Annotated in this window: 25 protein-coding genes; 9 read left to right on the forward strand and 16 right to left on the reverse strand. The window is 43.7% G+C overall.

The annotated features are described in order from the left end of the window. Positions 1-29 precede the first annotated feature (29 nt). The 3 genes from Q7U10_00390 to Q7U10_00400 are packed head-to-tail and all read right to left on the reverse strand — an operon-like array spanning position 30 to position 1859. Positions 30-329, reverse strand: a complete 300-nt coding sequence (locus tag Q7U10_00390) for a YggT family protein (protein ID MDO8281079.1) — start codon at positions 327-329, stop codon at positions 30-32. After that, entirely contained in the window at positions 330-1121 is a 792-nt protein-coding gene (gene proC / locus Q7U10_00395; GenBank protein ID MDO8281080.1) for a pyrroline-5-carboxylate reductase, read from the reverse strand. 9 nt (positions 1122-1130) lie between these two features. Next, a complete protein-coding gene (locus tag Q7U10_00400) occupies positions 1131-1859 on the reverse strand; it encodes a YggS family pyridoxal phosphate-dependent enzyme (GenBank protein MDO8281081.1) in 729 nt (242 codons plus the stop codon). Between the two features lie 112 nt (positions 1860-1971). Here Q7U10_00400 and Q7U10_00405 point away from each other — a divergent pair, with 112 nt between their 5' ends. Genes Q7U10_00405 through Q7U10_00415 form a run of 3 tightly spaced genes read left to right on the forward strand, consistent with a single transcriptional unit; the run spans position 1972 to position 4407 of the window. Next, positions 1972-2661: a response regulator transcription factor gene (locus tag Q7U10_00405; GenBank protein ID MDO8281082.1), complete on the forward strand. Its 690-nt coding sequence runs from the start codon at positions 1972-1974 to the stop codon at positions 2659-2661. Next, entirely contained in the window at positions 2651-4027 is a 1377-nt protein-coding gene (locus tag Q7U10_00410; GenBank protein MDO8281083.1) for a HAMP domain-containing sensor histidine kinase, read from the forward strand. The genes Q7U10_00405 and Q7U10_00410 overlap by 11 nt, the downstream gene beginning before the upstream one ends. Before the next feature lie 41 nt (positions 4028-4068). Beyond that, on the forward strand, positions 4069-4407 hold the full coding sequence (locus Q7U10_00415; GenBank protein MDO8281084.1) for a hypothetical protein: 339 nt from the start codon (positions 4069-4071) through the stop codon (positions 4405-4407). A gap of 22 nt (positions 4408-4429) precedes the next feature. On the opposite strand, the gene Q7U10_00420 is transcribed toward Q7U10_00415, so the two are convergent. Further along, the gene (locus tag Q7U10_00420; GenBank protein ID MDO8281085.1) at positions 4430-5791 is read right to left on the reverse strand and encodes an EAL domain-containing protein; all 1362 of its coding nucleotides are present in this window, start codon (positions 5789-5791) and stop codon (positions 4430-4432) included. 174 nt (positions 5792-5965) lie between these two features. On the opposite strand from Q7U10_00420, the gene Q7U10_00425 reads away from it, so the two are divergent. The 5 genes from Q7U10_00425 (at position 5966) to Q7U10_00445 (ending at position 11879) form a co-directional block, all read left to right on the forward strand. Beyond that, positions 5966-6355, forward strand: a complete 390-nt coding sequence (locus Q7U10_00425) for a hypothetical protein (GenBank protein ID MDO8281086.1) — start codon at positions 5966-5968, stop codon at positions 6353-6355. 151 nt (positions 6356-6506) lie between these two features. Then, the gene (locus Q7U10_00430) at positions 6507-7850 is read left to right on the forward strand and encodes a pitrilysin family protein (GenBank protein ID MDO8281087.1); all 1344 of its coding nucleotides are present in this window, start codon (positions 6507-6509) and stop codon (positions 7848-7850) included. Next, positions 7840-9195: a pitrilysin family protein gene (locus tag Q7U10_00435; GenBank protein MDO8281088.1), complete on the forward strand. Its 1356-nt coding sequence runs from the start codon at positions 7840-7842 to the stop codon at positions 9193-9195. Before Q7U10_00430 ends, Q7U10_00435 begins: the two co-directional genes overlap by 11 nt. Positions 9196-9333: 138 nt before the next feature. Beyond that, the gene (locus tag Q7U10_00440) at positions 9334-10416 is read left to right on the forward strand and encodes a type IV pilus twitching motility protein PilT (protein MDO8281089.1); all 1083 of its coding nucleotides are present in this window, start codon (positions 9334-9336) and stop codon (positions 10414-10416) included. Beyond that, entirely contained in the window at positions 10413-11879 is a 1467-nt protein-coding gene (locus tag Q7U10_00445) for a DUF4139 domain-containing protein (protein ID MDO8281090.1), read from the forward strand. The genes Q7U10_00440 and Q7U10_00445 overlap by 4 nt, the downstream gene beginning before the upstream one ends. An 81-nt stretch (positions 11880-11960) precedes the next feature. Here Q7U10_00445 and Q7U10_00450 read toward each other — a convergent pair whose 3' ends face one another. The 4 genes from Q7U10_00450 to Q7U10_00465 all read right to left on the reverse strand — a co-directional run bounded on the left by Q7U10_00450 (position 11961) and on the right by Q7U10_00465 (position 14965). Next, positions 11961-12281, reverse strand: a complete 321-nt coding sequence (locus Q7U10_00450; protein MDO8281091.1) for a hypothetical protein — start codon at positions 12279-12281, stop codon at positions 11961-11963. A gap of 75 nt (positions 12282-12356) precedes the next feature. Next, positions 12357-12947, reverse strand: a complete 591-nt coding sequence (locus tag Q7U10_00455; protein ID MDO8281092.1) for a DUF1566 domain-containing protein — start codon at positions 12945-12947, stop codon at positions 12357-12359. A 33-nt stretch (positions 12948-12980) separates the two neighbouring features. Next, positions 12981-14633, reverse strand: coding sequence for a YCF48-related protein (locus Q7U10_00460; GenBank protein MDO8281093.1), 1653 nt, complete (start codon positions 14631-14633; stop codon positions 12981-12983). 131 nt (positions 14634-14764) lie between these two features. Further along, the gene (locus Q7U10_00465; protein MDO8281094.1) at positions 14765-14965 is read right to left on the reverse strand and encodes a helix-turn-helix domain-containing protein; all 201 of its coding nucleotides are present in this window, start codon (positions 14963-14965) and stop codon (positions 14765-14767) included. An 85-nt stretch (positions 14966-15050) separates the two neighbouring features. Here Q7U10_00465 and Q7U10_00470 point away from each other — a divergent pair, with 85 nt between their 5' ends. Continuing rightward, on the forward strand, positions 15051-15665 hold the full coding sequence (locus tag Q7U10_00470; protein ID MDO8281095.1) for an XRE family transcriptional regulator: 615 nt from the start codon (positions 15051-15053) through the stop codon (positions 15663-15665). Positions 15666-15692: 27 nt separating this feature from the next. On the opposite strand, the gene argB is transcribed toward Q7U10_00470, so the two are convergent. From argB to murI, 8 genes are read right to left on the reverse strand one after another with little or no spacing between them, the layout of a single operon-like run. Next, positions 15693-16574: an acetylglutamate kinase gene (gene argB / locus Q7U10_00475; protein MDO8281096.1), complete on the reverse strand. Its 882-nt coding sequence runs from the start codon at positions 16572-16574 to the stop codon at positions 15693-15695. A 40-nt stretch (positions 16575-16614) separates the two neighbouring features. After that, positions 16615-17406, reverse strand: a complete 792-nt coding sequence (trpC, locus tag Q7U10_00480; GenBank protein ID MDO8281097.1) for an indole-3-glycerol phosphate synthase TrpC — start codon at positions 17404-17406, stop codon at positions 16615-16617. A gap of 6 nt (positions 17407-17412) precedes the next feature. Beyond that, complete coding sequence (gene purE, locus Q7U10_00485; protein MDO8281098.1) at positions 17413-17907, reverse strand: 5-(carboxyamino)imidazole ribonucleotide mutase; 495 nt, start codon at positions 17905-17907, stop codon at positions 17413-17415. Positions 17908-17924: 17 nt separating this feature from the next. Then, positions 17925-19199, reverse strand: a complete 1275-nt coding sequence (gene purD, locus Q7U10_00490) for a phosphoribosylamine--glycine ligase (GenBank protein ID MDO8281099.1) — start codon at positions 19197-19199, stop codon at positions 17925-17927. A 29-nt stretch (positions 19200-19228) separates the two neighbouring features. Beyond that, positions 19229-20791 carry a bifunctional phosphoribosylaminoimidazolecarboxamide formyltransferase/IMP cyclohydrolase gene (gene purH, locus Q7U10_00495; protein ID MDO8281100.1) on the reverse strand — a complete coding sequence of 521 codons (1563 nt, stop codon included), beginning with the start codon at positions 20789-20791 and terminating at the stop codon, positions 19229-19231. A 41-nt stretch (positions 20792-20832) separates the two neighbouring features. After that, positions 20833-21534, reverse strand: a complete 702-nt coding sequence (gene radC / locus Q7U10_00500; protein ID MDO8281101.1) for a DNA repair protein RadC — start codon at positions 21532-21534, stop codon at positions 20833-20835. A gap of 18 nt (positions 21535-21552) precedes the next feature. After that, positions 21553-22275, reverse strand: a complete 723-nt coding sequence (gene rph, locus Q7U10_00505; GenBank protein ID MDO8281102.1) for a ribonuclease PH — start codon at positions 22273-22275, stop codon at positions 21553-21555. Between the two features lie 4 nt (positions 22276-22279). Beyond that, on the reverse strand, positions 22280-23068 hold the full coding sequence (gene murI, locus Q7U10_00510; GenBank protein ID MDO8281103.1) for a glutamate racemase: 789 nt from the start codon (positions 23066-23068) through the stop codon (positions 22280-22282).

The following is a 23068-nucleotide window of genomic DNA, read 5'->3' on the forward strand; positions in this document are numbered from 1 at the left end:
TTCCTCCGTAATTAAAGCTCATATTATTTTCAACCTTTAAGCCTCATGGCTATATCAAAAAGCGACACTATCAGAAAACGCCTGATGAACATGATAATAAGTATTATGATCATAGGTGAAAGGTCTAAACCGCCCATACCACCCATATGCCTTCTTATAGGATAGAGGACAGGTTCAGTTATTCTATACAAAAACCTGACAATAGGATTATACGGGTCAGGGTTCACCCAGCTCAGGAGCGCGGAAATTATTATCGCCCACATATATAATCCCAGCGCTATGTCAATAACATACGCTGCGGCATAAAGAAAGTTGCCTAATATAAACATCTACTCTTTCCTCCCGAGTTCTTCTGCCCTTTTAATTGCCGCATCGATAGCCGACTGCACGATGTCACGCAAGCCGCCGTCTTCAAAGACCTTCAGCCCGGCTGCGGTTGTCCCTCCGGGAGATGTGACCATCTCTCTTAATTTTGCAGGGGTTATTCCTGTCTCAAGCTGTCTGGCGGTGCCGAGAAGGGTCTGGTTTGCAAGTGTTGAAGCATCATCTTTGCTGAGCCCATTCCTGATACCGGCCTCTATCATCGCTTCCGTAAACAGAGCGAAAAATGCAGGGCCGCTGCCTGAAAGCGCTGTAACCGCATTCATATGCTTTTCAGGCAGGGTGAGCACCTTTCCTACAGACATGAATATCTCCCTGACAATTGATATTTCATTGCCTGAAAAACATTCGCACATTGATAAAACAGTCATCCCTTCTCCTACAAGCGCAGGTGTATTAGGCATTACCCTGATCAATTTTTCAGTCTTTAGTTTTGAAGAGAGATAACCGAGCGTGATACCGGCTGCTATCGATACAACTGTTTTTGATTCGTCAATATCACCGGCAACCTCATTCAGTACGCCTTCCATATTCTGAGGCTTTACCGCAAGGATGATTATATTGCAGGAGGATACAACTGCTTTGTTGGAAGATGTAGTAGTTATCCTGTATTTCTCTTCCAGAAAATTCCTTCTCTCTTCCCTCGGCTCTGATACGATTATATCCTTCATGCCGCTGGAGGCCATCCCTTTTATCAGAGCTTCAGCCATATTCCCGCCGCCTATAAATCCGATCTTCATGATATATCCTTAATAGTTCCTTTCCCCGAAAATTGCACTGCCCACACGAACCATTGTAGCTCCTTCTTCTATGGCAACCTCAAAGTCGTTTGACATGCCCATAGAGAGATGAGCGATGTTGAAACCTCTCGTCCTTGCCTTTTCAGCAAGCCTTCTCAGCCTTATGAAGTAGGGCCTTGCCAATTCAGAATCCTCGGAAAAAGGAGGTATGGTCATCAGTCCGTCCAGTCTAAGATAATCCATCTTGGATACTTTCTCAAGTAGCCCGATTACTTCTTCTTCTTTGATGCCGTGTTTGGCAGTCTCGTCTGAAAGTTTAACCTGCACCAGCACCCTCTGTACCTTATTCATGCTGCCTGAGCATCTGTTTAATTCCTCTGCGAGGGATACAGAGTCTACCGAATGAATAAGGTCGAATAATCCGACAGCAGTCTTTGCTTTGTTCTTCTGGAGGTTGCCGATAAAATGCCATTCAACGCCGCCTATGACGCCCTGGATGAAGGGGGAGGTAGCTCTGAATTCTGTTATCTTGCCTACAGCTTCCTGCACCTTGTTTTCACCAAGAATGGATACCCCGGATCTCACCGCCTCTTTGATACTTTTGATGTCAACGGTCTTGGAGACCGCGACAAGCTTTATCTCATCAGGAGACCTTCCGGCTTTGACTGCGGCGTTAACTATCTTTTCCCGGACGTTATGCAGGGCTTCGGCAATCCCCATGGTATAGAAGATTAGCATTTTCTCCCTCTATTGGCAAGGCAGCCGAGTCTTAGAACTGATCCCTGTTTACAGATATATACAGAAAGTTTTTTTCATAACTACTTCATAAGAAATGTGCTATTATTTGAACATGAAAAAGAGCAGGATACTGATAGTTGAAGATGAGAAAAAGATTGCCGAGATAGTGACCGCGTATCTGGAAAAAGACGGCTTTGACGTGACAGTTGCGGAATCAGGGCTTAAGGCGATATCTTTACTGAAAAACGGCTATGACCTCGTTATCCTTGACCTGATGCTCCCTGATATGGAGGGTGAGGAGATATGCAAGACCATACGAAATGACTCGGATCTGCCTATCATTATGCTTACCGCAAAAAGCGAAGAGGAAGACAGGATAAAGGGGCTTGGTTTAGGCGCTGATGACTATGTTGTTAAGCCATTCAGCCCGAGGGAGTTGGTAGCAAGGGTTAAGGCTCTCCTTAGGAGGACCGGAAAGAAGAATGTTCACAAATTTAATAACGGAAACCTTCTTATTGACTCTGAGAAACTGCAGGTGACAAAGGGCAATGCAAATGTGGTTCTCACGCCTACAGAATTCAACCTCCTCAGGTGTCTTGCGGAACGTCCTGAACAGGTATTTACACGGCTGCAGCTTGTCAATGTAATACTCGGATACGACTATGAAGGATATGACAGAACGATAGATGCGCATATCAAGAATATCCGGCACAAGATAGAGGATGACCAGAAGAACCCCTCCTACATAAAAACGGTCCATGGTGTAGGTTATAAATTTATCGGCCTGCCAGATGAGGACTAAACTTTTTCTTGCATTCACGCTCGTAATCTTTTTAGCCATTCTCTCCAATACCGTCTTCGAGAGGTTTATCATCAGTGATTTTAATAACTTCCTCAAAGGAACCGAGGAGGACAAGGTCTATTGGGTGATGTCCTCAGTTGAAGGAAGTTATATGGATAATGACTGGAATACGGCGCACCTTAGTAATTCTATCCACTGGGGCATTATGCTGGGTTTTGAAACTTATGTGGAAGACATATCCGGCAATAGGATCATATCCTCCACAGAAGTGCTCTCTTATCTGCCGCACAATATGTCAAAGAGAATGCACTCCTTTTTTAAACTGCCGGAGGGAACAGGCGAATTCATCTGGTATCCGCTTTATGTAGATGGCAATGAAATAGGAAAGTTGTATATAAGGCCGCTGGAAAGGGTCGGCGTGCTTCCCCATAAAGAAGAGATATTCAGGGAGAGGGGAAAGAAGTTCCTTATCCTGTCATTTTTAATTGCAGGAGTGGGAGCGTTATTCCTGTCCATACTGCTTACCATTACCCTTTCCAGGCCGATAAGGCGCTTAACAAGATCTGCTGAGGATATCGCAAAGGGTGATTTCTCTGTAAAAGCTCCATACCGGAATAAAAAAGGGCTGCTCAGATACGATGATGAGATAGACAGGCTCACCAGCACATTCAACTATATGGCAGAGGCACTGAGACGAGAAGACGCACTGAGAAAGCACCTCACATCCAACATAGCCCACGAGTTGAGAACGCCTCTCACGATAATCAAGGGGAACCTGGAAGCGATCGAAGACGGCGTGATCTCCGACCCGCGTACAGTTATCAAAAACATCAATGCCGAGATACTGAGGCTCATATCGCTTGTGGAAGGGATCAAAGATGTGACAAGCGCCGAAGCCAGCTTCTTTAAAAAGGGCGAACTTCAGGAGGTCAACCTGAAGGAGATCATCTCTTCAGTAACAGATGGAATGCGCAAGCTCATAGAAGGAAAAGGGCTTTATTTAAAGGCCGAGGGACCTTCAATGAAGGTCATGACATATCCGGACAAGTTTCATATCATATTAAAAAACCTGTTAACAAATGCGTATAAATATACTGACAAAGGCGGCATTACCATAAGCTGGGATCAGTGTAAAGAGTCAGGCAAGGCAGGCTTTTACCTTACAGTTGAAGACACCGGCAGAGGAATTTCAGCGGATAACGCCTCAAAAGTATTTGAGAGATTTTACAAAGGCAGGGATTCAGACGGAAGCGGACTCGGGCTTGCTATTGTCAAAGAGCTTACTGAGGTTATCGGAGGCAAGATAGAGCTTCAAAGCAGTCTTGGCATGGGTTCGCAGTTTACTATAAAATTTATCGCAGGTTAGATATTCATATTTTATTCACCAAGATAATAGTATATATATATATGCATCTCCCACATAAAAAAATTGTAATAGCATTTGCAGCAGCAATAATTATTTTGTCTGCCTGTTTCCCTTCTGCGTTTGCCGGGCATGAGGGTAAAGAGGTGACGCCTTATGGTGATTCCTGTCGGTTATGCACTGAGTACGGAACATGCGATTCCCCAATGAGCAATGAAGGAGCGAATAAGGCCATTATGGAGTATTACCATGCAAAAGGGCTTAAAGTAATGATAGAGACGAACAGGGGACGGTTCATCAAGGCAAAGATAATTAACAAAGACGATGTGGTTGATGTAATAATCTTTGACCGCCGCACCGGCAGGGTCAGGTCTATTTATTAGAGGTATGTTTCAATGATCCGGCCTACAAAAAATCCTTCTGTATACCTCCCAGCTCTGCAGATGGTTTTGCAAAGAGATAGCCCTGCCCGTACTCAACACCGATATCCAGCAGCATCTCGTACTCTTCCTTTGTTTCAATGCCTTCCGCAATAAGCTGAGAGTTGATATTTTTGGCAAGATTGACGATAGCCTTGACTATCTCCTGCTTAATGTAGCTTTTATGGATAAGCCGGCTGAAAGAGATATCTATCTTAAGAAATCCCGGATTCAGCTCCATGATCCTCTCCAGCCCGGAGTACCCGGTTCCCATGTCATCACCTGCATGGACGATCCCGAGGTCTGAATAATCCTTCATCGCCTCCCTGAAGAGCGCGTAATTATCAATTGCCAGTTTTTCACTGACTTCGAATACCACATTTTCAGGCTTCAACTTCAGGTCATCAAGAAGATCCTTAAGATACACGCCGCGGAACTCAGGATCATGAATGGTCATGCTCAGAGTGTTAATGAATATCTTTTTGTCAGTTTCGAGATGGCGTGCGTTCTCAAGGGCTATTTTCCGGCAGAGGCTGTCAAGTTCAAAGGAGAGCCCGCATTTTGTAGCCAGGAGAAAAAGGATAAGCGGATTATGGAATTTTGAATTTTCCGGGCCCCTTGTAAGCGCTTCATAACCAAGGATATCCAGGGTTTTAAGATTTACAATAGGCTGAAAGACCGTAGACAGGTTCTTCTCAACTATTATCTTCTGAAGTTCATACCTGCCTGTATAATCCTGCTTCATTGCCGTGAACTCGCCCATCTTCTTGGCATTATTTACCAGCTGCATTATAAGGCGCATGTTGTTGACCATAGGGTTCTGTATCTCAAGGGCATACCCGACCGTGGGTATGGAATATTCTTTAAGGTACGGAAAGAGCAGCGTAAAGACAGCCTCTTCCAGTTTTATCCTGATCCGCTCAGCTATGTTCTCAAGATGGTATAAAAGATTGGTGCTGTCTTCCCTCGGAGAAGAGAGGAAGATCACGAAAGTATCAACATCATATATATCAATAATGAATATGTCGGACTTGCGAAGTTCGCCTTCTCTAAGCTCTTTAAGTGTATTGGTGAGGTGATTAAAAGTGTCAAGGTAGACGTTGCTCCCGTAGAGATGCTCTATCTTTCTAAGGTCCGGGATCTGGATCGTAATACAGGAGAGATACTTATATGAGACCAGCAGTTTCTCGATATTGTCATATTCCTTGATAACGGTAGGAAGCGACAGTTTGTTGTTAAAGTAAAAATTCTCATTTATCGAGACATTTATTTTTGAATTCTTAAAACCGCCATCATTATTACCGGACAACTCTCCACCTCCGAAGATCAATACCCAATTGAATTTCAAGGAATAGCTGATTGAGATTTTATATCTATTTAAATAATCTGTCAATATAAATATTTAATATTTCCATGCATTACATCTTCATGAATTATTCATGCTTCCTTCATCATTTCTTCAAGCTCTTAAAGTAAATTATTACCATGAAATCTTAAGAAACCAAAAATGGAGGTGAAGAGTATGAAAAAAATTGTAACAGGATTGGCGCTGATAGCTTTGCTTGCCGTTGGTGCCGTAGTTTATGCCCACGGTCATGGTTCCGGGGGAGGCCACAAGATGGGACAGGGCTTTGATGGCGGGGATATGATGGGCGCAGGATGCGGCGGCAGGCAGTGCGGGATTGACAATGAAGAAGGCCGGAAGTTCCTTGATGAGACATATTCGCTCAGAAAGGAGATGCATGACAAGAAGTTTGAGTACCGGGAAGCGCTGCGTAATCCGGACACAACCATAGCAGCCATCACAAAACTTGAAAGAGAGATACAGAGCCTTAAAGAGAGTATCCGTGAAAAGGCGCCAAAAGATTCACAGATGAGGATGGGCAGCAGAGATGGAAGCTGCAGGCATTAATTAAGCTGTGAGATATTAATCTTAAGGCAGTCGGAACCATCCGGCTGCCTTTTTTTAGCATCTAAGCTGAAACAGGTATTCAAAGGTTAAATCTTTCTTTACAAGTCTGTTATATTGACCTTGTCAGATATCTTTGTTAACATTCATACCCATGAAGAAAATATTAATAACAATAACATTACTCTTCTTTTCCTTTCATTCTGCTGCTGCTGAGTTACGCGATGAAAACACCGCAAGAGTACACGAAGAAGTTCTTCAGAACGGGCTTAAGGTCTTTGCCATAAAAGACACTAACGCTCCCCTCGCCGTCTTCCAGATCTGGTATGACGCCGGTTCTATTAATGAACAGGTCGGCAAGACAGGGTTGAGCCATCTGCTGGAGCATATGATGTTCAAGGGCACTCCCAAATACGGCGCCAAAGTATTTTCAAAAATAATACAAAGAGCAGGCGGGGTTGACAACGCCGGCACAAGCAAGGACTTTGTCTACTACTACCAGAAGCTTGCTCCTGACAGGCTTCATCTTTCCATTGAGCTTGAAGCTGACAGGATGCGGAATTTGATCATGGAGACGGATGAATTCCTTTCCGAGAGGGATGTTGTAATGGAAGAGCGGAGGATGCGCTATGATGATGACCCGCAGAACCTTGTTTATGAAGAAGTGCTGTCCGCTGCGTTCAAGAACCATCCTTACAGATGGCCGGTCATAGGCTGGATGGAGGACTTGAAGACAGTAACACGGGATGATCTCTGGGCATATTACAGAACACGTTATTCGCCTAACAATGCCTTCATAGTTGTTGCAGGCAATATTGATGTTGTGTCCATTATGGAAAAGATAAGAAAAGAATTTGGAGACATTCCGAGAGGGCCTGATATCCCGGCTATGAACATCACAGAACCTGAGCAGAGGGGTGAAAGACGGGTTTATGTTAAAAAGGAAGCAGAGCTCCCTTATGTCATGAGCGCGTATAAAACGCCCAACATACTTAATGATGACAGCTATGCGCTTGATGTCCTTGCCGGAGTGCTTTCAGGCGGGAAGAGCGCAAGGATATACAAAAGCCTGATAGATGAACAGCGTATAGCGCTTTCGGCAGGAGCCGGCTACAGCAATCTGGATAAATTTCCTTTCCTGTTTTATCTATACGGCACTTCACTGCCAGGTAAGAAGATAGAGAATGTTGAAAATGCCTTATATGCAGAGGTCGAGAAGATAAAAGAAACGCCGCCTACAGAACTGGAAATAATGAAGGCAAAGAACCAGATCGAGTCAGATTTCATCATGAACCAGGACTCCATATTTTATCAGGCGATGATACTTGCTGAATTTGAAATGCTCGGAGACTGGAGATTGAAAGACAGGTATATTGAAGGGATCAGAAAAGTCAGCCCCGAAGATGTTCAGCGGGTTGCTAAAAAATATATTGTAGAAGACCAAAGGACGGTAGGTATATTGATACCGGTAAAGAGAGAAGTGAAGAATGAGAATTGAGAGATTGCGGAAAATAATTTTTATTACATTAATTTTGCATTTTGCATTATTGATTTTCAACCCTTCATTGTTCGCTCTTGATGTAAAGAGAAAGGTGCTTGAGAACGGCCTGACCTTGATGATCGTTGAAAGGCATAACCTCCCTGTTGTAAAGGTTTCCGTAGGAATCAGCGCAGGCAGTCTCTATGAGACTGAAGCAAAGGCAGGGCTTGCGGATCTGGTCGCGAACATGCTGAGTGAAGGGACAAAGAACAGAACCGCCCAGCAGGTCAGCGGAGAGATCGAGTTCGTAGGAGGATCGGTCGGCGCGTCAGGCGGCGAAGATTATATAACAGTCAGCCTTTCTGTTCTAAAGAAAGATCTAAACCTTGGTTTTGACCTTCTTTCAGATATTATCCTGAATCCGGTCTTTCCGGAAGATGAGCTGAAGAAGAAGATAGAGCGTACCAAGGCGGGATTAATAGCCCAGGAAGAGGATCCAGGGTTCATCGCATCAAGGGATTTCAAAAAAGCGATCTTTGGTACACATCCCTACGGCAGGCTCGTTGCCGGTTCAGCTGAGACTCTTGATAATATAACCAGAAATGATCTTATTGATTTTCACTCCGTATATTACGCCCCTAACAACGCAGTTATCGCTGTAGTAGGCGATGTTACACCTGAAGAAGCTGAATCTCTGATAAATAAATATTTTGCACAATGGAAAAACAGGAAGATAGCCCCTCCGTCTTTACAAAATATTGTTATGCAGAGAGAACGGAAAGTTATAACCATAGACAAAGACCTCACACAGGCAACTATTATTCTCGGGCATCTGGGAGTCAGCAGGGACAATCCGGATTATTATGCTTTATCAGTCATGAACTATATCTTGGGCGGAGGCGGTTTTGGCTCAAGGCTTATGCAGAACATACGCGAAGATAAAGGCCTTGTCTATGACATTCACAGTTTCTTTGAACCTGATAAATACAGCGGCAGTTTCCAGGTCGGCCTGCAGACAAAAAATGAATCAGCCAATACGGCTATCGATGAAGTACTGAAGGAGATTAATAAGATAAGAAGCGAGCCTGTTTCTGATATGGAACTTTCTGATGCGCAGTCGTTTCTTACCGGCAGTTTTCCGATGAAGATCGAGACGAGCTCTCGCATAGCGGGTTTCCTTGTTGCCGTTGAATACTACGGCCTCGGACCTGATTATATTGATAACTACCCTAAATTGATAAACAGTGTAACAAAAGAAGAGTTGCTGAGAGTCGCACATAAATATCTCCACCCTGAAAATTACACCCTTGTTGTAGTAGCGAAAGAGAAAGAAGCTGCAGTAAAGGAAAGATTCGAAAAATAACCCCTCGCAGATAAATCCATATTATCAAAAGGTTGTAATAATAATTTGAAATATCTTGTATATTATGATAATTATTAAGCATGAAATGTCATTTAGATAAACCACGTATTAAATACAACCGGCAAGCAGGAATTTTTCATGGCTAAGATAGATAAATATTTTAAAATCGTTCTCCAGAATGAAGCCAGCGACCTGCACCTTGGTTCCGGTGCAAAGCCGACTATGAGGAAGGAAGGCGAGCTTATTGCGATAGAAGATGAAATATTGCTCAATGACATTCTTCAGGATATGCTTTTTGAGATTATTACTGCGGGTCAAAAAGATATTTTTATCAAAAGAAAAGAGCTGGATTTTTCTTTTGAGGTGCCGTCAGGCCCAAGATTCAGGGTAAATTACTATATCGGCAACCGAGGGATTTGCGCGGCATTCAGGATCGTGCCTGTACGCATACCTTCTGTTAAAGAGCTTGGGCTTCCTGAACATATCCTAAGGTTCGCAGACATGAGCAACGGCCTTGTGCTTGTAACAGGCCCCACAGGCTGCGGTAAATCTACCACACTCGCTTCAATAATAGATCATATAAATGAGACCAGAAAAGATCATATTATTACAATTGAAGACCCTATTGAGTTCGCCTATAAAAACAAAAATTGTCTTATAAACCAGAGGGAACTTGGCGCCCATACTAATTCTTTTGCAAATGCCTTAAGGGCATCGCTTAGGGAGGATCCTGATGTTATCCTTGTCGGCGAGATGAGAGACCTTGAGACTATCGAGCTCGCAATAACTGCCGCAGAGACAGGGCAGCTTGTCTTTGCGACCCTGCATACGCCTTCTGCCGCGCAGAGCGTGGACAGGATCATTGATGTATTTCCTGAAGGTAAGCAGGCACAGATACGCACAATGCTCGCAGATACGCTTAAAGGGATAGTTGCCCAGCAGCTCCTTAAGAGGGCTGATAAGACAGGAAGGATCGTTGCAGTGGAAGTGCTTTTTGTAAACTATGCGGTCTCAAACCTTATCAGGGAGGGCAAGACATATCAGATCCCTTCTGTCATGCAGACTTCGAAGCAGGAACAAATGCAGATAATGGACGAAGAGATAATGAAGTATTTAATGCATAAAATAATCAATCCTGAAGAGGCATATCTGAAGGCAAATAATAAGAAGCTTTTTTCTCCATACCTGACCGGCGATAGCCATAAAGGAGGCGCACAATGAGAGAAAGAATTTTTCATAGACATAACATCCTGTTAATCACACTATTTTTAGTTTTATTTATTTCGGTAGGCAGCAGTACGGTTGGGGCAATAAGGAATGATTCAGAGCTTAAGACAATTTCTACCGGGATTGATGATCAGGTAGGAATAGCCCTTACCGTTTATAACGTTAACCTGGGGCTTGTTAAAGATGTGAGGGAACTGACGCTGGATAGGGGGATAGGAAATCTCAGGTTTATGGATGTGGCCTCAGGCATCATCCCGACAAGCGTATCAATAAGGTCACTGATAGACGCAAACAGCTTCAACATACTTGAACAGAATTACGAATATGACCTGCTTAATCCGCAGAAGCTTATGGATAAGTACGTCGGGAAGAAGGTGAAGCTATTCAATAAAAACCCTTATACCGAAAGGGAAGATATTGTAGATGCCACGCTTCTTTCGGATAACGGAGGGGTCATATATCAAATAGGTGATGAAATAACATTCAACTACCCTGGCAGAGTCATATTCCCTGAAGTACCTGATGACCTTATCTCAAAGCCCACACTCGTATGGATGTTTGAGAACACGCTCCCTTCAAAACAAAAGGTCGAGGCATCCTATCTTACAAACGGAATCAACTGGCGCGCTGATTACGTGGTAACGCTTAATGATAAAGATGATATGGCTAACCTCTCAGGATGGGTGACTATAGAAAACATGAGCGGCACTACATATAAGGATGCAAAGCTGAAGCTTGTTGCAGGTGATGTGAACAGGGTAAAAGATGAACGTGAATATGATGAAAGGATGATGTATGCGGCAAAGGCTATGGTATCAGAGGAGCAGTTCAAGGAAGATGCGTTCTTTGAGTATCACATATATACACTTCAGCGAAATTCAACCATCAAGAACAACCAGACAAAACAGATAAGCCTTGTTACCGCTGATGATATTCCAGTGAAAAAAGAATTTATTTTTCAGGGAGCGGCATATTACTACCGCACACAGTATGGGCAGCCTTTATCAAACCAGAAGGTTGGAGTTTACGTTGAGATAGCCAACATGGAAAAGCACAATCTGGGGATTCCTCTGCCTAAAGGCACGATCAGGATATATAAGAACGATAATGAAGGGAGCCTCCAGTTCGTTGGGGAGGACTCTATCGACCATACCCCGAAAGATGAGAAGATAAAGGTGAAGCTCGGAGATGCATTTGATGTTGTCGGCAGCAGGAAGCAGACAAGCTGGGAAAAGATAGCTTATGATACTTATGAAGCCGGATATGAGATATCGCTCAGGAACCACAAGAAAGAAGATATTGTTGTAAAAGTTGTTGAGCCGGTCCAGGGTGACTGGAAGATGATAAGCTCATCCCATGATTACAATAAGACAGAAGCATTCACAGCAGAATTCAATATCCATGTTCCCAAAGATAAAGAATTTAAACTCAATTATAAGGTAAGAATGAAGTTCTGATAAATATTTTGCAGATATTTAGGACTGCTACAAAATCCCTCCCCTTTTAACAGGGAGGGATTTTGTGTTTGGATGATTATTTTATTTATTTGTAACGGTAATCGATTGCGCCGCATTGCTTTCTCCGGCTTCCTTGTAGCTGGCTGTAATCTTGTCTCCGACCTTTATATCGTTGATTGATACGCCTTCATTACATTGTGCTACCTTTGTTTTATCATCAGTAGTTAAAATGATAACTGTGTCTTTCTTTTTTACTGTAACTGTGTTGTTAGCTGCGTTAACATCAGAAACACTTCCGGTAATCTGCCTTGCCCCTGAACTCTTTTTCTCAGAAGCATTAACTGAAACAACAAAAAACATGATTAAAACCATTGCTAAAAATACTGCTGTTATCTTTTTCATCCTGTGTTGCCTCCTTTTGGGACTGTGTTAGTTCGTCTTAAAGACGAATGAAATTAGCATTAAACGAATCCGCGTTCACTTCCTTTTTATGATTCGATATATTGCTCTCCTTTTTAACCCGAACAATGTTGCGATGCCGCTGGAAAACAAGACAGCTGTGGAAGGTTCAGGCGCCATTGAAGGCATAGAGTCGCCATCCCGTGCAGCCCAGGCATATCTGGTTAATCCTTTATCACTTACTCCCTGGGTGCCATATTTAAAGCTGTAACGCCATGCCTGAGAATTGTTTGCAGCATACTCAGTTGACGACCAGTACATGAATGGCTTTACATTTATAAAAGAGCCCGGAGAATCTGATGTGATACCGGCTGATACGTATAAATGCCCCATCTCACTGCTTGAACAACCTGAGCCTGAACAACTGTCTGAATCAGGAAGTCTCCAGTCGTCAAAACTTTGGAAGATAAGGGCTGCAGCCCAGGCATTGGCTTCCTCCCAGGTCATTGTTTGGCCTGAGTAATTGGCATCCTGCAGCCAGGTTATATTAAGCGTATCATCGTATATCAGGCCGTTCCCTCTGTCAATAAGAGATGCTTCAGATGAAGTGACAAAGACCAGGAATACCAATATCCCAGATAGAAATATAAATGGAATTCTTGTCTGCATAATATTTCTTATTCTCATAGGCCAGTCTTTAGTTCATTCCTCATTTGATAGTTTATTTGACAGCGAATAACCGGTCATTGCGTTAATATCAGCCGTAAGTTCCTCAAGTCTAAGATCTTTTTCTATTTTCTCCTCTATTAATTCAGGAGGGTAAAGCAGTATTTCAATCTGGAGCCTGCGTCTTTCATAATAAAGCCTTGTGACATCATTCAGTACATCATCTCTAAGCTGTGTCATCAATCTTGATCTTGTATCTATCGATGTTTGGTCGCTGTTCCATATCAGATCCCCCAATTCCCAGGTCATTGAGATCGACCACCCGTCATCTTTTCCATCTGTAACATCATCGTCTTTGTATTTCTCAGATGATGTGCTGTAAAAATATGTGCTGCTCTGCCAGTTTTTTCCTATGCCATAATCTATCTTCAGGTCAGGAAGCCAGGCCTTTCTTGCTGCAGCATCACTCCATTTTCTTATCTTATCTGGATTTACCTCGGCATATTCGATTGCAGCTTTCTGAATATCTTCTATGCTCGGCTCATTATCAAAATAGGATAGATAGTTCTCTGCGATAAGGTTATTATCTTTATGAAATGAATGTGCTGGTTTGCGGACGGTCTTGTATACACCTTTATCAGTGGCTGCCCATAAGGTGACGGAATCTTTCATAGATGACGAGACAGTTGCCAGACGATTTATAGCAGTTGCCTTAATCCCTTTGTAAAGTTCTTCCCATCTGTCAGATTGTCTTGAGTATTTAAATACTCCTCTGTCAGTAGCAGAATATAGGATGTCTGTATCATCGGGATTAACAATAATGTGGTTTATGTTTCGGCTTAGCTGTCCGAAATCGCTAACATTACTCCAGGTCTCTCCTCTATCATCACTTTTTAACAATCCTTCAAAAGTACCTATATAGATAACATTTATTTCATGAGTGCTAAGCGCTACTGATTTGATCAACATTGAATATAGAATATCTATATCGGTCGTATCATCTTGGTCTGATAATTCAAGTTCGTCGCTGCTTTTTTCTGTGTAATAGCCGGTTCTGTAAATCAGAGCCCAGTTCATGCCGCTGTCTTCACTTCTGTATAGGTCATTCCCTGATGCGGCATATATGATATTTGGATCAATATTATTAATAGAGATGATTGATACGCCATTTTTTGATGGCAATGATAGGATCTTCAACCAATCTTTCCCCTTATTATCAGTCCTGAAAAGGCCTGCTTTAACCCCAATATAAATGATCTCATCATTATCAGGATGGACGGCAACTGATAACACTGCATTTTCAAGAGTTCCACTTCCTTTAAATAATTCTTCCCAACTGTAACCTTCATCTTTACTTCTGTACAGTCCACCACTTGTTCCTATATAAACTATTTTCGGATCTTCAGAAGATAGCGTGACAGAGTTTATCGTATTGCCTGTTCCTTTGAACGATAATATCTCTTTCCAGTTCACCCCGCTGTCATAAGTTAAGTAAATCGTATCGTACGAACTAACAAAGATTTTATTAGGATTGTCAGGTGTTATAGATATATTCAGAAGCTCAGTGTCTTTAATTCCATGGCTTGAGTATTCCCATATAAAATCAGAGGTTGTGTCATATCCAGAACCTGCAGAAGGCGACAAAACAATGAAAATAGATAGGATAATAAAAAGTATTATGTTAGCCATATAGTAATAAATTCACACTTTCTTCACAAAAAAAACATACAATTAACACAAATCATATTTGACTACTTGATTAATACAATACTATTTGACTTCTTACAATCAATTAAATTGATTACTAAACCGTATATTAATCACGCGGCCTTTTCGCTGTCAGGCCACAGTTCTTCCACTTTTTTACCTAATTCTTTAGCTATTGCCCATTTGATGCGCTTTGATTCGCAGGCACCTTTTATGACATTGCAAACGGCAACATTTGATACTCCCAGTTTTCTTGCTATGTCTGCCTGCTTTATGTCTTTCTGGATGAGTAGAATTTTTATTGTTTTTTTCATGATTCCATTACCTTTAATTAACATAAATCATTTCAATGAAGAGATTATAATCGTACAGACATAAATTGTCAAGTCAGATAATCATATGGGAAAAGAATTAGGTCAAAGAATGAAAATAGCCCGAAAGGGGATGAAGCTTACACAGGAGAAACTCGCCAAAAAATTAGGCATAGCTTATCCAACTCTGAACAAGTATGAAAATGGCCACAGAACTCCTGATGCTGAGCTTCTGTCAAAAATTTCAACCATTCTTGATTGTGACCCCGGCTGGCTTTTATCCGGAGGAGAGGCGAATATTGAGAATTTGCCTAAACCAAAAGGGATATCTGTCTTCAGGACCCCTGTGCTTAATAAGATATCTGCTGATTTTCCCAGGGACGCTTCAAAGGAGATAGTAAGCTATATTTGTTTGCAGGATATCCCTGAGCATGCTTATTCTCTGATCATGAAGGGGGAAAGCATGTCTCCTACAATGCGGGAAGGCGATTATATAATATTTTTGCCCGATGAGAAGATTCAGGATGGGGACGTTGTTGTGGTACTGAACGAATGGGGCGAATCCATGCTGAAAAGGTACAGAAAAAAAGAAGAAGAAATCTATCTTATAAGTGATAATGCTGAATATCCTAAGGTCAAACTTCAAAAAGAGTGCAGGATAGTCGGTAAAGTAGTCGGGGTTTTGAGAAGGATCAAGATTTAATTATTTTATAGCTTTTATAGCACAAAACTACATCACAATCTCTGTTCCGATACCTTCCTCTGTAAATATCTCCAGTAAAAGCGCGTGAGGCAGCCGGCCGTCAATTATGTGTGTCTTCTTGACCCCGCCGTCTAATGCAGTATGACATGCCTGAGTTTTTGGAAGCATGCCTCCCTTAATGATCTTTTTAGCAACAAGTGATTTTACTTTCTTTTTGTCCAAAGTTGAGATCAGCTTATTATCCTTGTCCAATACACCCTCGGTATCTGTTAGCAGGATCAGCTTTTCCGCCTTCAAGGCCGCAGCAATCATCCCGGCGACATAATCAGCATTGATATTCAGTGTCTCGTTTTTGTGTCCTGCGCTGATGGGCGCAATGACAGGTATAAAGCTGTCCCTTTCCATAGACAAAAGTATCTTCGGGTTGACCATCTCAACCTCACCGACAAGCCCGATATCGATAATCTCAGAAACTCCAGTTTCAGGCGATATTTTTTTAATGATCTTCTTTTTTGCCTTAATGAGATTCCCGTCTTTACCGCTTAAACCGATCGCATTGCCGCCATGACTGTTTATTAGAGTGACGATCTGTTTGTTTATCAGCCCGCCCAACACCATCTCTACAATATCTATAGTTTCTTCATCAGTGACCCGCTGTCCCTGAATAAATGAGGGTTCCTTGCCCATCTTCTTCATGATGCTGTTTATCTTCGGCCCGCCGCCATGTACAATGACAGTCCGTATGCCTATGAAGTTCATAAGAACGATATCCTGGGCAAATGCGTCCTTCAGCTTTTCATCCACCATCGCAGCGCCGCCGTATTTTATAACAAAAGTCTTTCCGTAAAACTTCTTTATATACGGCAGGGATTCGATAAGTATGTTTGCTTTATCAATAAGTTTTTTCATAATGTTTCCTCAGATTATGTTCATTATACCAGACATTTATTTAAGATGTCCTTCCAAGAAGTTCATTGATCTTTGCCCTTATGTCATGAGACTTCATAAAAGCAGAGCCTATAAGCATCGCATCTGCCTTGCTTCTTTCAAGAGATTCGACATCAGCCCTCGTCTCAATGCCGCTCTCGCTGATAATGATCTTATCATCAGGAATATCTTTAAGAATATCAAAAGTAGTATTTAGGTCTATATCCAATGTCTTTAAGTTTCTGTTGTTAATACCTATGATCTCAGACTTGCAATACAGAGCTGTGTCCAATTCCTTATAGTCATGCACTTCAACGAGACAATCCAAAGAGAGCTCTTTTGCAAGTCCCATAAGATCCTGAAGCTGAGATCTTTCGAGCGCCGCAGCTATAAGCAGTATTGCATCTGCACCGTATGCCTTTGCCTCGTAAATCTGATAATCATCAAAAATGAAATCTTTTCTAAGCAGCGGCTTGTCTGTCTCTTGCCTGACGCTCTTCAGGTAATCTATCTTACCCTGAAAATAACGTTCTTCAGTAAGCACAGAGATAGCAGCTACATCATTCATATCGTAAACAGAGATGATCCCATGAAGATCAAAATCTTCCCTTATAAGCCCTTTTGACGGTGATGCCTTCTTTATCTCAGCTATCAGATTCACAAGGCCGCCATTCTTCCGCTTAACAGCAGACTTGAAAGACCTTGTCTTCCTGAAATCATTCGCAATGGCCTTAAGCTCTGCCATAGGAACGGCTCGCTTTGTCGCCTTTAGTTCCTCGGCCTTATATCTGAGAATTTCTTTAAGTATGCTCATTACAAATTACTTTCTCTCGACCTTCTTTGCCTTTTTTAAAACCTCTTTTACCATCTTCTTTTTGTAGGCCTTAAGCGCTTTGGCCAGGCCGGCGTTATTGAACTGCATTATCTGGGCAGCAAAGATGGCGGCGTTCGTAGCGCCTGCACTTCCTAACGCCATCGTAGCAACGGGAATGCCTGGAGGCATCTGGACAGTTGAGTAGAGGGCATCAACGCCTTTAAGCGGTGAAGAGTCTATCGGCACGCCAATAACAGGGAGCGTTGTATGAGCCGCTATGACACCGGCAAGATGCGCTGCGCTGCCCGCACCTGCTATTATCACTTCTATGCCATTGCCTTCTGCTTCAACAGCCAGCTTTACCGCCCGCTCAGGTGTCCTGTGCGCGGATGCGACAGTCATCTTAAAAGATATCTTGAATTCCCTTAAGAGCTTGGCTGCCCTCTCCATTACCGGCAGGTCGGAATCACTTCCCATGATTATCAATACTTTTTCTTTCATATCTGGTCTCCTGTCTATTATCTGTTTATCGCCTTATCACCTATATCTTTTCTGTAGTGCATGCCTTCAAAATCGATAGCCTCTACCGCTCTGTAAGCATTCTCCTTTGCGCTCTGAATGTCACTGCCGAGCGCTGTCACACCAAGTACCCTGCCGCCTGATGTAATTATATCACCTTTATCATTACGGCTGGTGCCGGAATGAAAGACAAAGACATCATCACGCCCCTTTAAGGAATCAAGGCCGTTTATCACCCTGCCCTTCACATATGAATCAGGATAACCCTTGGCAGAGAGCACCACGCATATAGATGTATCATCCTTCCATGAAATATCTATCTCATTGAGCCTGCCCTGTGCAGTCGCCTTCATCAGATCATAAAGATCAGTCTCGAGTCGCATAAGTATCGGCTGTGCCTCAGGGTCTCCGAAACGGCAGTTATACTCAAGCACATAAGGCTTCCCGTCGCACACCATTATCCCGGCATACAGAACGCCCCTGTAATTTATCTCTTCCCTTATGAGCCCTTCCATGAACGGAGCCATCACTGTATCCATGATCTGCTTCTGAAGCTCTTCTGTCACTACAGGCGCGGGGCTGTATGCGCCCATGCCGCCTGTATTAGGCCCTGCGTCATTATCAAATATTCTCTTGTGGTCCTGCGAAGAGGCAAGCGGAAGAATGTTCTTGCCGTCTATTAAGACCATGAAAGATGCCTCTTCACCTCTTAAACATTGCTCAATAATTACCCTGTTGCCTGCCTTGCCGAACTTCCTGTCAAAGATGATCATCTTTAACGCATCCATGGCTTCATTGACCGTCTCTGCTATGATAACGCCTTTGCCTGCGGCAAGGCCGTCGGCCTTGATAACCAGCGGTGCGCCTTTCAATCTTACATAGTCTTCTGCTTCTGTCAGAGTTGTGAATGTCTTGTATTCAGCAGTCGGTATCCCGTACTTGAGCATGAAGTCCTTTGCAAAGACCTTGCTCCCTTCAAACTGTGACGCCTTTTTATTGGTGCCGAAGATCAGCCTTCCCTCTTTCTCAAAAGCATCCACTATCCCTTTTGTAAGCGGATCTTCAGGACCTACAACTGTGAGGTCAATGCCTTCATATTTCACAAAGTTAAGGAGCGAGTCAATGTCATCAGCTTTTATATTTATACACTTTGCCTGCTGAGCTATCCCTGCATTGCCCGGGGCGCAGAATATTTTATCCACTCTTGTGCTCTGTTTAAGCTTCCAGACAAGGGCGTGCTCCCTGCCGCCGCTTCCTACTACAAGAACCTTCAAATTATTGCCTCCTAAACAGAAAAAATATGTTAATGCCTGAAATGCCTCATGCCTGTAAATATCATAGCCACATTATGCTCATCAGCCGCGGCAATCGTCTCGCTGTCCTTTATCGAACCGCCCGGCTGTATGATCGAGGTCGCACCCGCCATAGCTACAACCTCAATGCCGTCTCTGGCAGGAAAGAACGCATCAGACGCAACAGCAGAACCTTTAAGAGATACATTGTAATTGCCGGCCTTCATGGCAGCAAGCCTTGCAGAATCAACCCTGCTTGTCTGGCCGCAGCCTATGCCGAGGGTCTGATCCTTTGATGCGTAAATTATCGCATTGGACTTCATATGCTTGCAGACCCTCCATGCAAATGCCATTGCCGCATACTCTTCATCAGTCGGCGCCCTCTTTGTGACGACCTTGCAGGACTTCAGCTCATTTATCATGCCGTTGTCCTTCTCCTGAAGAAGCAGCCCGCCCTGTATCTTTCTCATCTCAAAGCCGGTGACATCCTTTGATATGTCAAGCTCAAGAAGCCTGATATTCGGCTTTGTGCTTATTAGTTTCAATGCCGCATCATCAAAGCCCGGAGCAATGATTATCTCGATAAAGAGGTTGAGTATCTCTTTTGCCGTTGCCTCGTCAACTTTTTTGTTCAGCGATATTACGCCTCCGAATGCTGAAACAGGGTCTGTCTCAAATGCCTTTCTATACGCCTCGCTCAGCGTGTCAGCAGATGCAACTCCGCAGGGATTATTGTGCTTAACTATGACAGCAGTCGGCCGTTCATTAAACTCCTTTGCAAGGTCTATGACCGCGCTTGAATCAAGATAATTGTTGAAGGACATCTCCTTGCCCTGAAGTATCTTTGCGTCAACAAGCGAAAGCCCGCTGTAAAGCGGCTCCTTGTAAACAGCCGCCTTCTGATGCGGGTTCTCTCCGTATCTCACATCAGATATCTTTCTGTAGCTCTTGTTGAAATTCTGCGGGAATGTCTCAGTTTGTTCGCCCTGACTGTTAAGGTAATTGGATATGAGCGTGTCATACTGAGCTGTATGTGAAAAAACTTTTTTGGCAAGATAGAATTTAGTTTCATAACTTACCTCTCCGTTGCCTGACTTCATCTCATCAAGCACCTTTGCGTAATCAGCCGGGTCAACTATAACAGCCACATCCCTGAAATTCTTTGAAGCCGCCCTTATCATCGTGGGCCCGCCAATGTCTATATTCTCGATTGCGGTCTCAAGTGAAACTCCGGGTTTTGACACCGTCTGTTCAAAGGGATAGAGGTTGACAACGACCATGTCTATGGATGAGATGCCGTGCTTCTCGATCTCTTCCTTGTCCTTTGCATTATCCCTTCTCCAGAGCAGTCCGCCATGTATCTTCGGATGGAGCGTCTTGAGCCTGCCGTCCATCATCTCAGGAAATCCCGTATGCTCGGAAACATCCTTTACCTTTACCCCTGCGTCCTTTAAAGTTTTTGCAGTACCGCCTGTTGAGAGTATCTCAACCCCGCGCGTGCTTAACTCCTTTGCAAATTCAACAATGCCGTTCTTGTCTGAGACGCTTAAAAGCGCCCTCTTGATCGCTGCCATTTCTCCTCCGTGTTTTTATTTATAGTTTGATTTTTAATTCTTTATTTTGAATTTATATACCCCTGTTCAAAAAGGCTCAGATACCCGCTGTCTGAAATAATTATATGGTCAAGAACCTCTATGCCGACGATCTTTCCTGTCTGAACGAGACGCTCTGTGATCGCTATATCATCCCTGCTCGGTGTCGTATCGCCGCTCGGATGATTATGGAGAAAGAGCACAGAGGCTGACGCCTCTTTTATCGCGCTCCTGAATACCTCCCTCGGATGAACAAGTGAAGATGTCAGCGTGCCCTCGGATACAAGCGTCTCCTTGAATATCCTGTTCTTCGTATCGAGCAGGGCGCAGATAAACCTCTCTTTCTTAAGGCCGTAAAATTTAGGCCTGTAATAATCAAACACATCGCTGCTCTTCTTAAAAGACGGCTTGCTCTCTCCGCCTTCTGCCTCGCTTGACATCAGCCGCCGTCCAAGCTCAAAAGCAGCCTTAAGCTGGGCGAGCTTTGCGCTGCCGATGCCTTTTATCTTTGAAAACTCGGCCAATGAAGCGCCTTCTATCTCCTTCACACTATTGAACTGCGTCAGAAGCTCCCTCGAAAGTTCAAGCGCGCTCTTCTGCCTGCCGCCTGTCCTCAGAATGATCGCCATCAACTGCGCGGTGCTAAGTTCATCAGCTCCGAACTTCAGAAGCCTCTCTCTCGGCCTCTCATCCTCAGGCCAATTCTTTATGCTCTGGTATTCCATAGATATAAACGGACAACCCTAAAACTTATCCTTCAGCGCCTTCTTCTGAATGGCAATTAACTCAGTGATGCCGGAATTGGCGAGGTGAAGCATCTTCTGAAACTGCTTGTTGTCAAAAGGCTCGGTCTCTGCCGTGCCCTGTATCTCTATGAACTTGCCTGAACCTGTCATAACGATATTCATATCCACCTCTGCTGCTGAATCTTCAACATATGAAAGGTCCAGCCTCGGCTCTCCCTCGACTATCCCCACGCTGACAGCTGCAACATAATCCTTGATCGGATTCTTCTCTATCATGCCTGTCCTGATGGCATATGCTACAGCGTCTTTGAGCGCTACAAACGCGCCTGTTATTGAAGCGGTCCTTGTGCCTCCGTCAGCCTGTATCACATCGCAGTCAAGCCAGATAGTTATCTCTCCCAGCGCGTCAAGGTCAACGACAGACCTCATGGACCTGCCAATCAGCCTCTGTATCTCATGTGTCCTGCCGCCAACCTTGCCCTTGGATGATTCCCTGAATGTCCTTGTGGCTGTGGACCTCGGGAGCATTGCATACTCTGCAGTTACCCATCCCTTGCCCTTGCCTTTGAGAAAAGGCGGCACCTTCTTTTCAATAGAGGCGTTGCAGATGACCCTTGTCCCGCCCATCTCTATCAGCACAGAACCTTCAGCAGCCTTTATAAAGTGTCTCCTCAGTTTGATCTTCCGCAGTTCATCAGCAGCTCTGTTATCCGGGCGCATTATATCATCCTCCAAGTTCTATTTTTGAAATGTTAAATATATCATGACCCAGAAAACGTCTTCCTGTTTCAGTGAATTTCTCAGGCGCGTCAGTGACAAAAAAATCACGGAAAGGAATGCTATTATTATTGCGGAGCATCCCCTTCTCTTGCAGTATAAGCCGTGCCTCCCTGGCTGTCTCTATTGCAGAATCTATCAGCGGGATATCAACGACACCGGCTATTATATCTTTAATCATGGGATAATGCGTGCATCCAAGAACAAGGGCATCAGCACCGCTCCGGGTCAAAGATGACAGGTACTTCTGAACAACAAGTGTCACGACCTCGCCGTTAATCCATCCCTCTTCTATAAGCGGCACAAAAAGCGGGCAGGCGATGCCGGTCACTTCTATGGAGCTGTCTATAGCTTTTATCGCCTTAATGTAAGACCCGCTCCTGATGGTAGTCTCTGTCCCTATTACTGCAATTCTTTTATGTTTTGTCTTTGACGCGGCAGCCCGCGCCCCCGGATTCACAACCCCTATCACCGGAACCGGCATCCTCTCTGAAAGAATATCAAGGCTGACGGCAGAAGACGTATTGCACGCAACGATAAGAAGCTTAATCCCCTTTGATACCAGGAACTCGGCATTCTCAATTGAATACTTTATGATCGTCTCAGGAGACCTGCCGCCATATGGAACCCTTGCGGTATCGCCAAGATATATAATGTCCTCATGAGGCAGTTCTTTCATCACCTCTTTCATGACCGTGAGCCCGCCGACCCCGGAATCGAATATGCCTATAGGCAT

It is taken from the genome of Thermodesulfovibrionia bacterium, from assembly GCA_030646035.1.
In the GTDB taxonomy this organism is placed as follows: Bacteria; Nitrospirota; Thermodesulfovibrionia; order UBA6902; family UBA6902; genus JACQZG01.

Excerpts from the sequence above, each read along its gene's own strand:
- Q7U10_00390 (MDO8281079.1), bottom strand. The coding sequence starts at position 329 with ATGTTTATATTAGGCAACTTTCTTTATGCCGCAGCGTATGTTATTGAC.
- proC (MDO8281080.1), bottom strand. The coding sequence starts at position 1,121 with ATGAAGATCGGATTTATAGGCGGCGGGAATATGGCTGAAGCTCTGATA.
- Q7U10_00400 (MDO8281081.1), bottom strand. The coding sequence starts at position 1,859 with ATGCTAATCTTCTATACCATGGGGATTGCCGAAGCCCTGCATAACGTC.
- Q7U10_00405 (MDO8281082.1), top strand. The coding sequence starts at position 1,972 with ATGAAAAAGAGCAGGATACTGATAGTTGAAGATGAGAAAAAGATTGCC.
- Q7U10_00410 (MDO8281083.1), top strand. The coding sequence starts at position 2,651 with ATGAGGACTAAACTTTTTCTTGCATTCACGCTCGTAATCTTTTTAGCC.
- Q7U10_00415 (MDO8281084.1), top strand. The coding sequence starts at position 4,069 with ATGCATCTCCCACATAAAAAAATTGTAATAGCATTTGCAGCAGCAATA.
- Q7U10_00425 (MDO8281086.1), top strand. The coding sequence starts at position 5,966 with ATGAAAAAAATTGTAACAGGATTGGCGCTGATAGCTTTGCTTGCCGTT.
- Q7U10_00430 (MDO8281087.1), top strand. The coding sequence starts at position 6,507 with ATGAAGAAAATATTAATAACAATAACATTACTCTTCTTTTCCTTTCAT.
- Q7U10_00435 (MDO8281088.1), top strand. The coding sequence starts at position 7,840 with ATGAGAATTGAGAGATTGCGGAAAATAATTTTTATTACATTAATTTTG.
- Q7U10_00440 (MDO8281089.1), top strand. The coding sequence starts at position 9,334 with ATGGCTAAGATAGATAAATATTTTAAAATCGTTCTCCAGAATGAAGCC.
- Q7U10_00445 (MDO8281090.1), top strand. The coding sequence starts at position 10,413 with ATGAGAGAAAGAATTTTTCATAGACATAACATCCTGTTAATCACACTA.
- Q7U10_00450 (MDO8281091.1), bottom strand. The coding sequence starts at position 12,281 with ATGAAAAAGATAACAGCAGTATTTTTAGCAATGGTTTTAATCATGTTT.
- Q7U10_00455 (MDO8281092.1), bottom strand. The coding sequence starts at position 12,947 with ATGCAGACAAGAATTCCATTTATATTTCTATCTGGGATATTGGTATTC.
- Q7U10_00460 (MDO8281093.1), bottom strand. The coding sequence starts at position 14,633 with ATGGCTAACATAATACTTTTTATTATCCTATCTATTTTCATTGTTTTG.
- Q7U10_00465 (MDO8281094.1), bottom strand. The coding sequence starts at position 14,965 with ATGAAAAAAACAATAAAAATTCTACTCATCCAGAAAGACATAAAGCAG.
- Q7U10_00470 (MDO8281095.1), top strand. The coding sequence starts at position 15,051 with ATGGGAAAAGAATTAGGTCAAAGAATGAAAATAGCCCGAAAGGGGATG.
- argB (MDO8281096.1), bottom strand. The coding sequence starts at position 16,574 with ATGAAAAAACTTATTGATAAAGCAAACATACTTATCGAATCCCTGCCG.
- trpC (MDO8281097.1), bottom strand. The coding sequence starts at position 17,406 with ATGAGCATACTTAAAGAAATTCTCAGATATAAGGCCGAGGAACTAAAG.
- purE (MDO8281098.1), bottom strand. The coding sequence starts at position 17,907 with ATGAAAGAAAAAGTATTGATAATCATGGGAAGTGATTCCGACCTGCCG.
- purH (MDO8281100.1), bottom strand. The coding sequence starts at position 20,791 with ATGGCAGCGATCAAGAGGGCGCTTTTAAGCGTCTCAGACAAGAACGGC.
- radC (MDO8281101.1), bottom strand. The coding sequence starts at position 21,534 with ATGGAATACCAGAGCATAAAGAATTGGCCTGAGGATGAGAGGCCGAGA.
- rph (MDO8281102.1), bottom strand. The coding sequence starts at position 22,275 with ATGCGCCCGGATAACAGAGCTGCTGATGAACTGCGGAAGATCAAACTG.
- murI (MDO8281103.1), bottom strand. The coding sequence starts at position 23,068 with ATGCCTATAGGCATATTCGATTCCGGGGTCGGCGGGCTCACGGTCATG.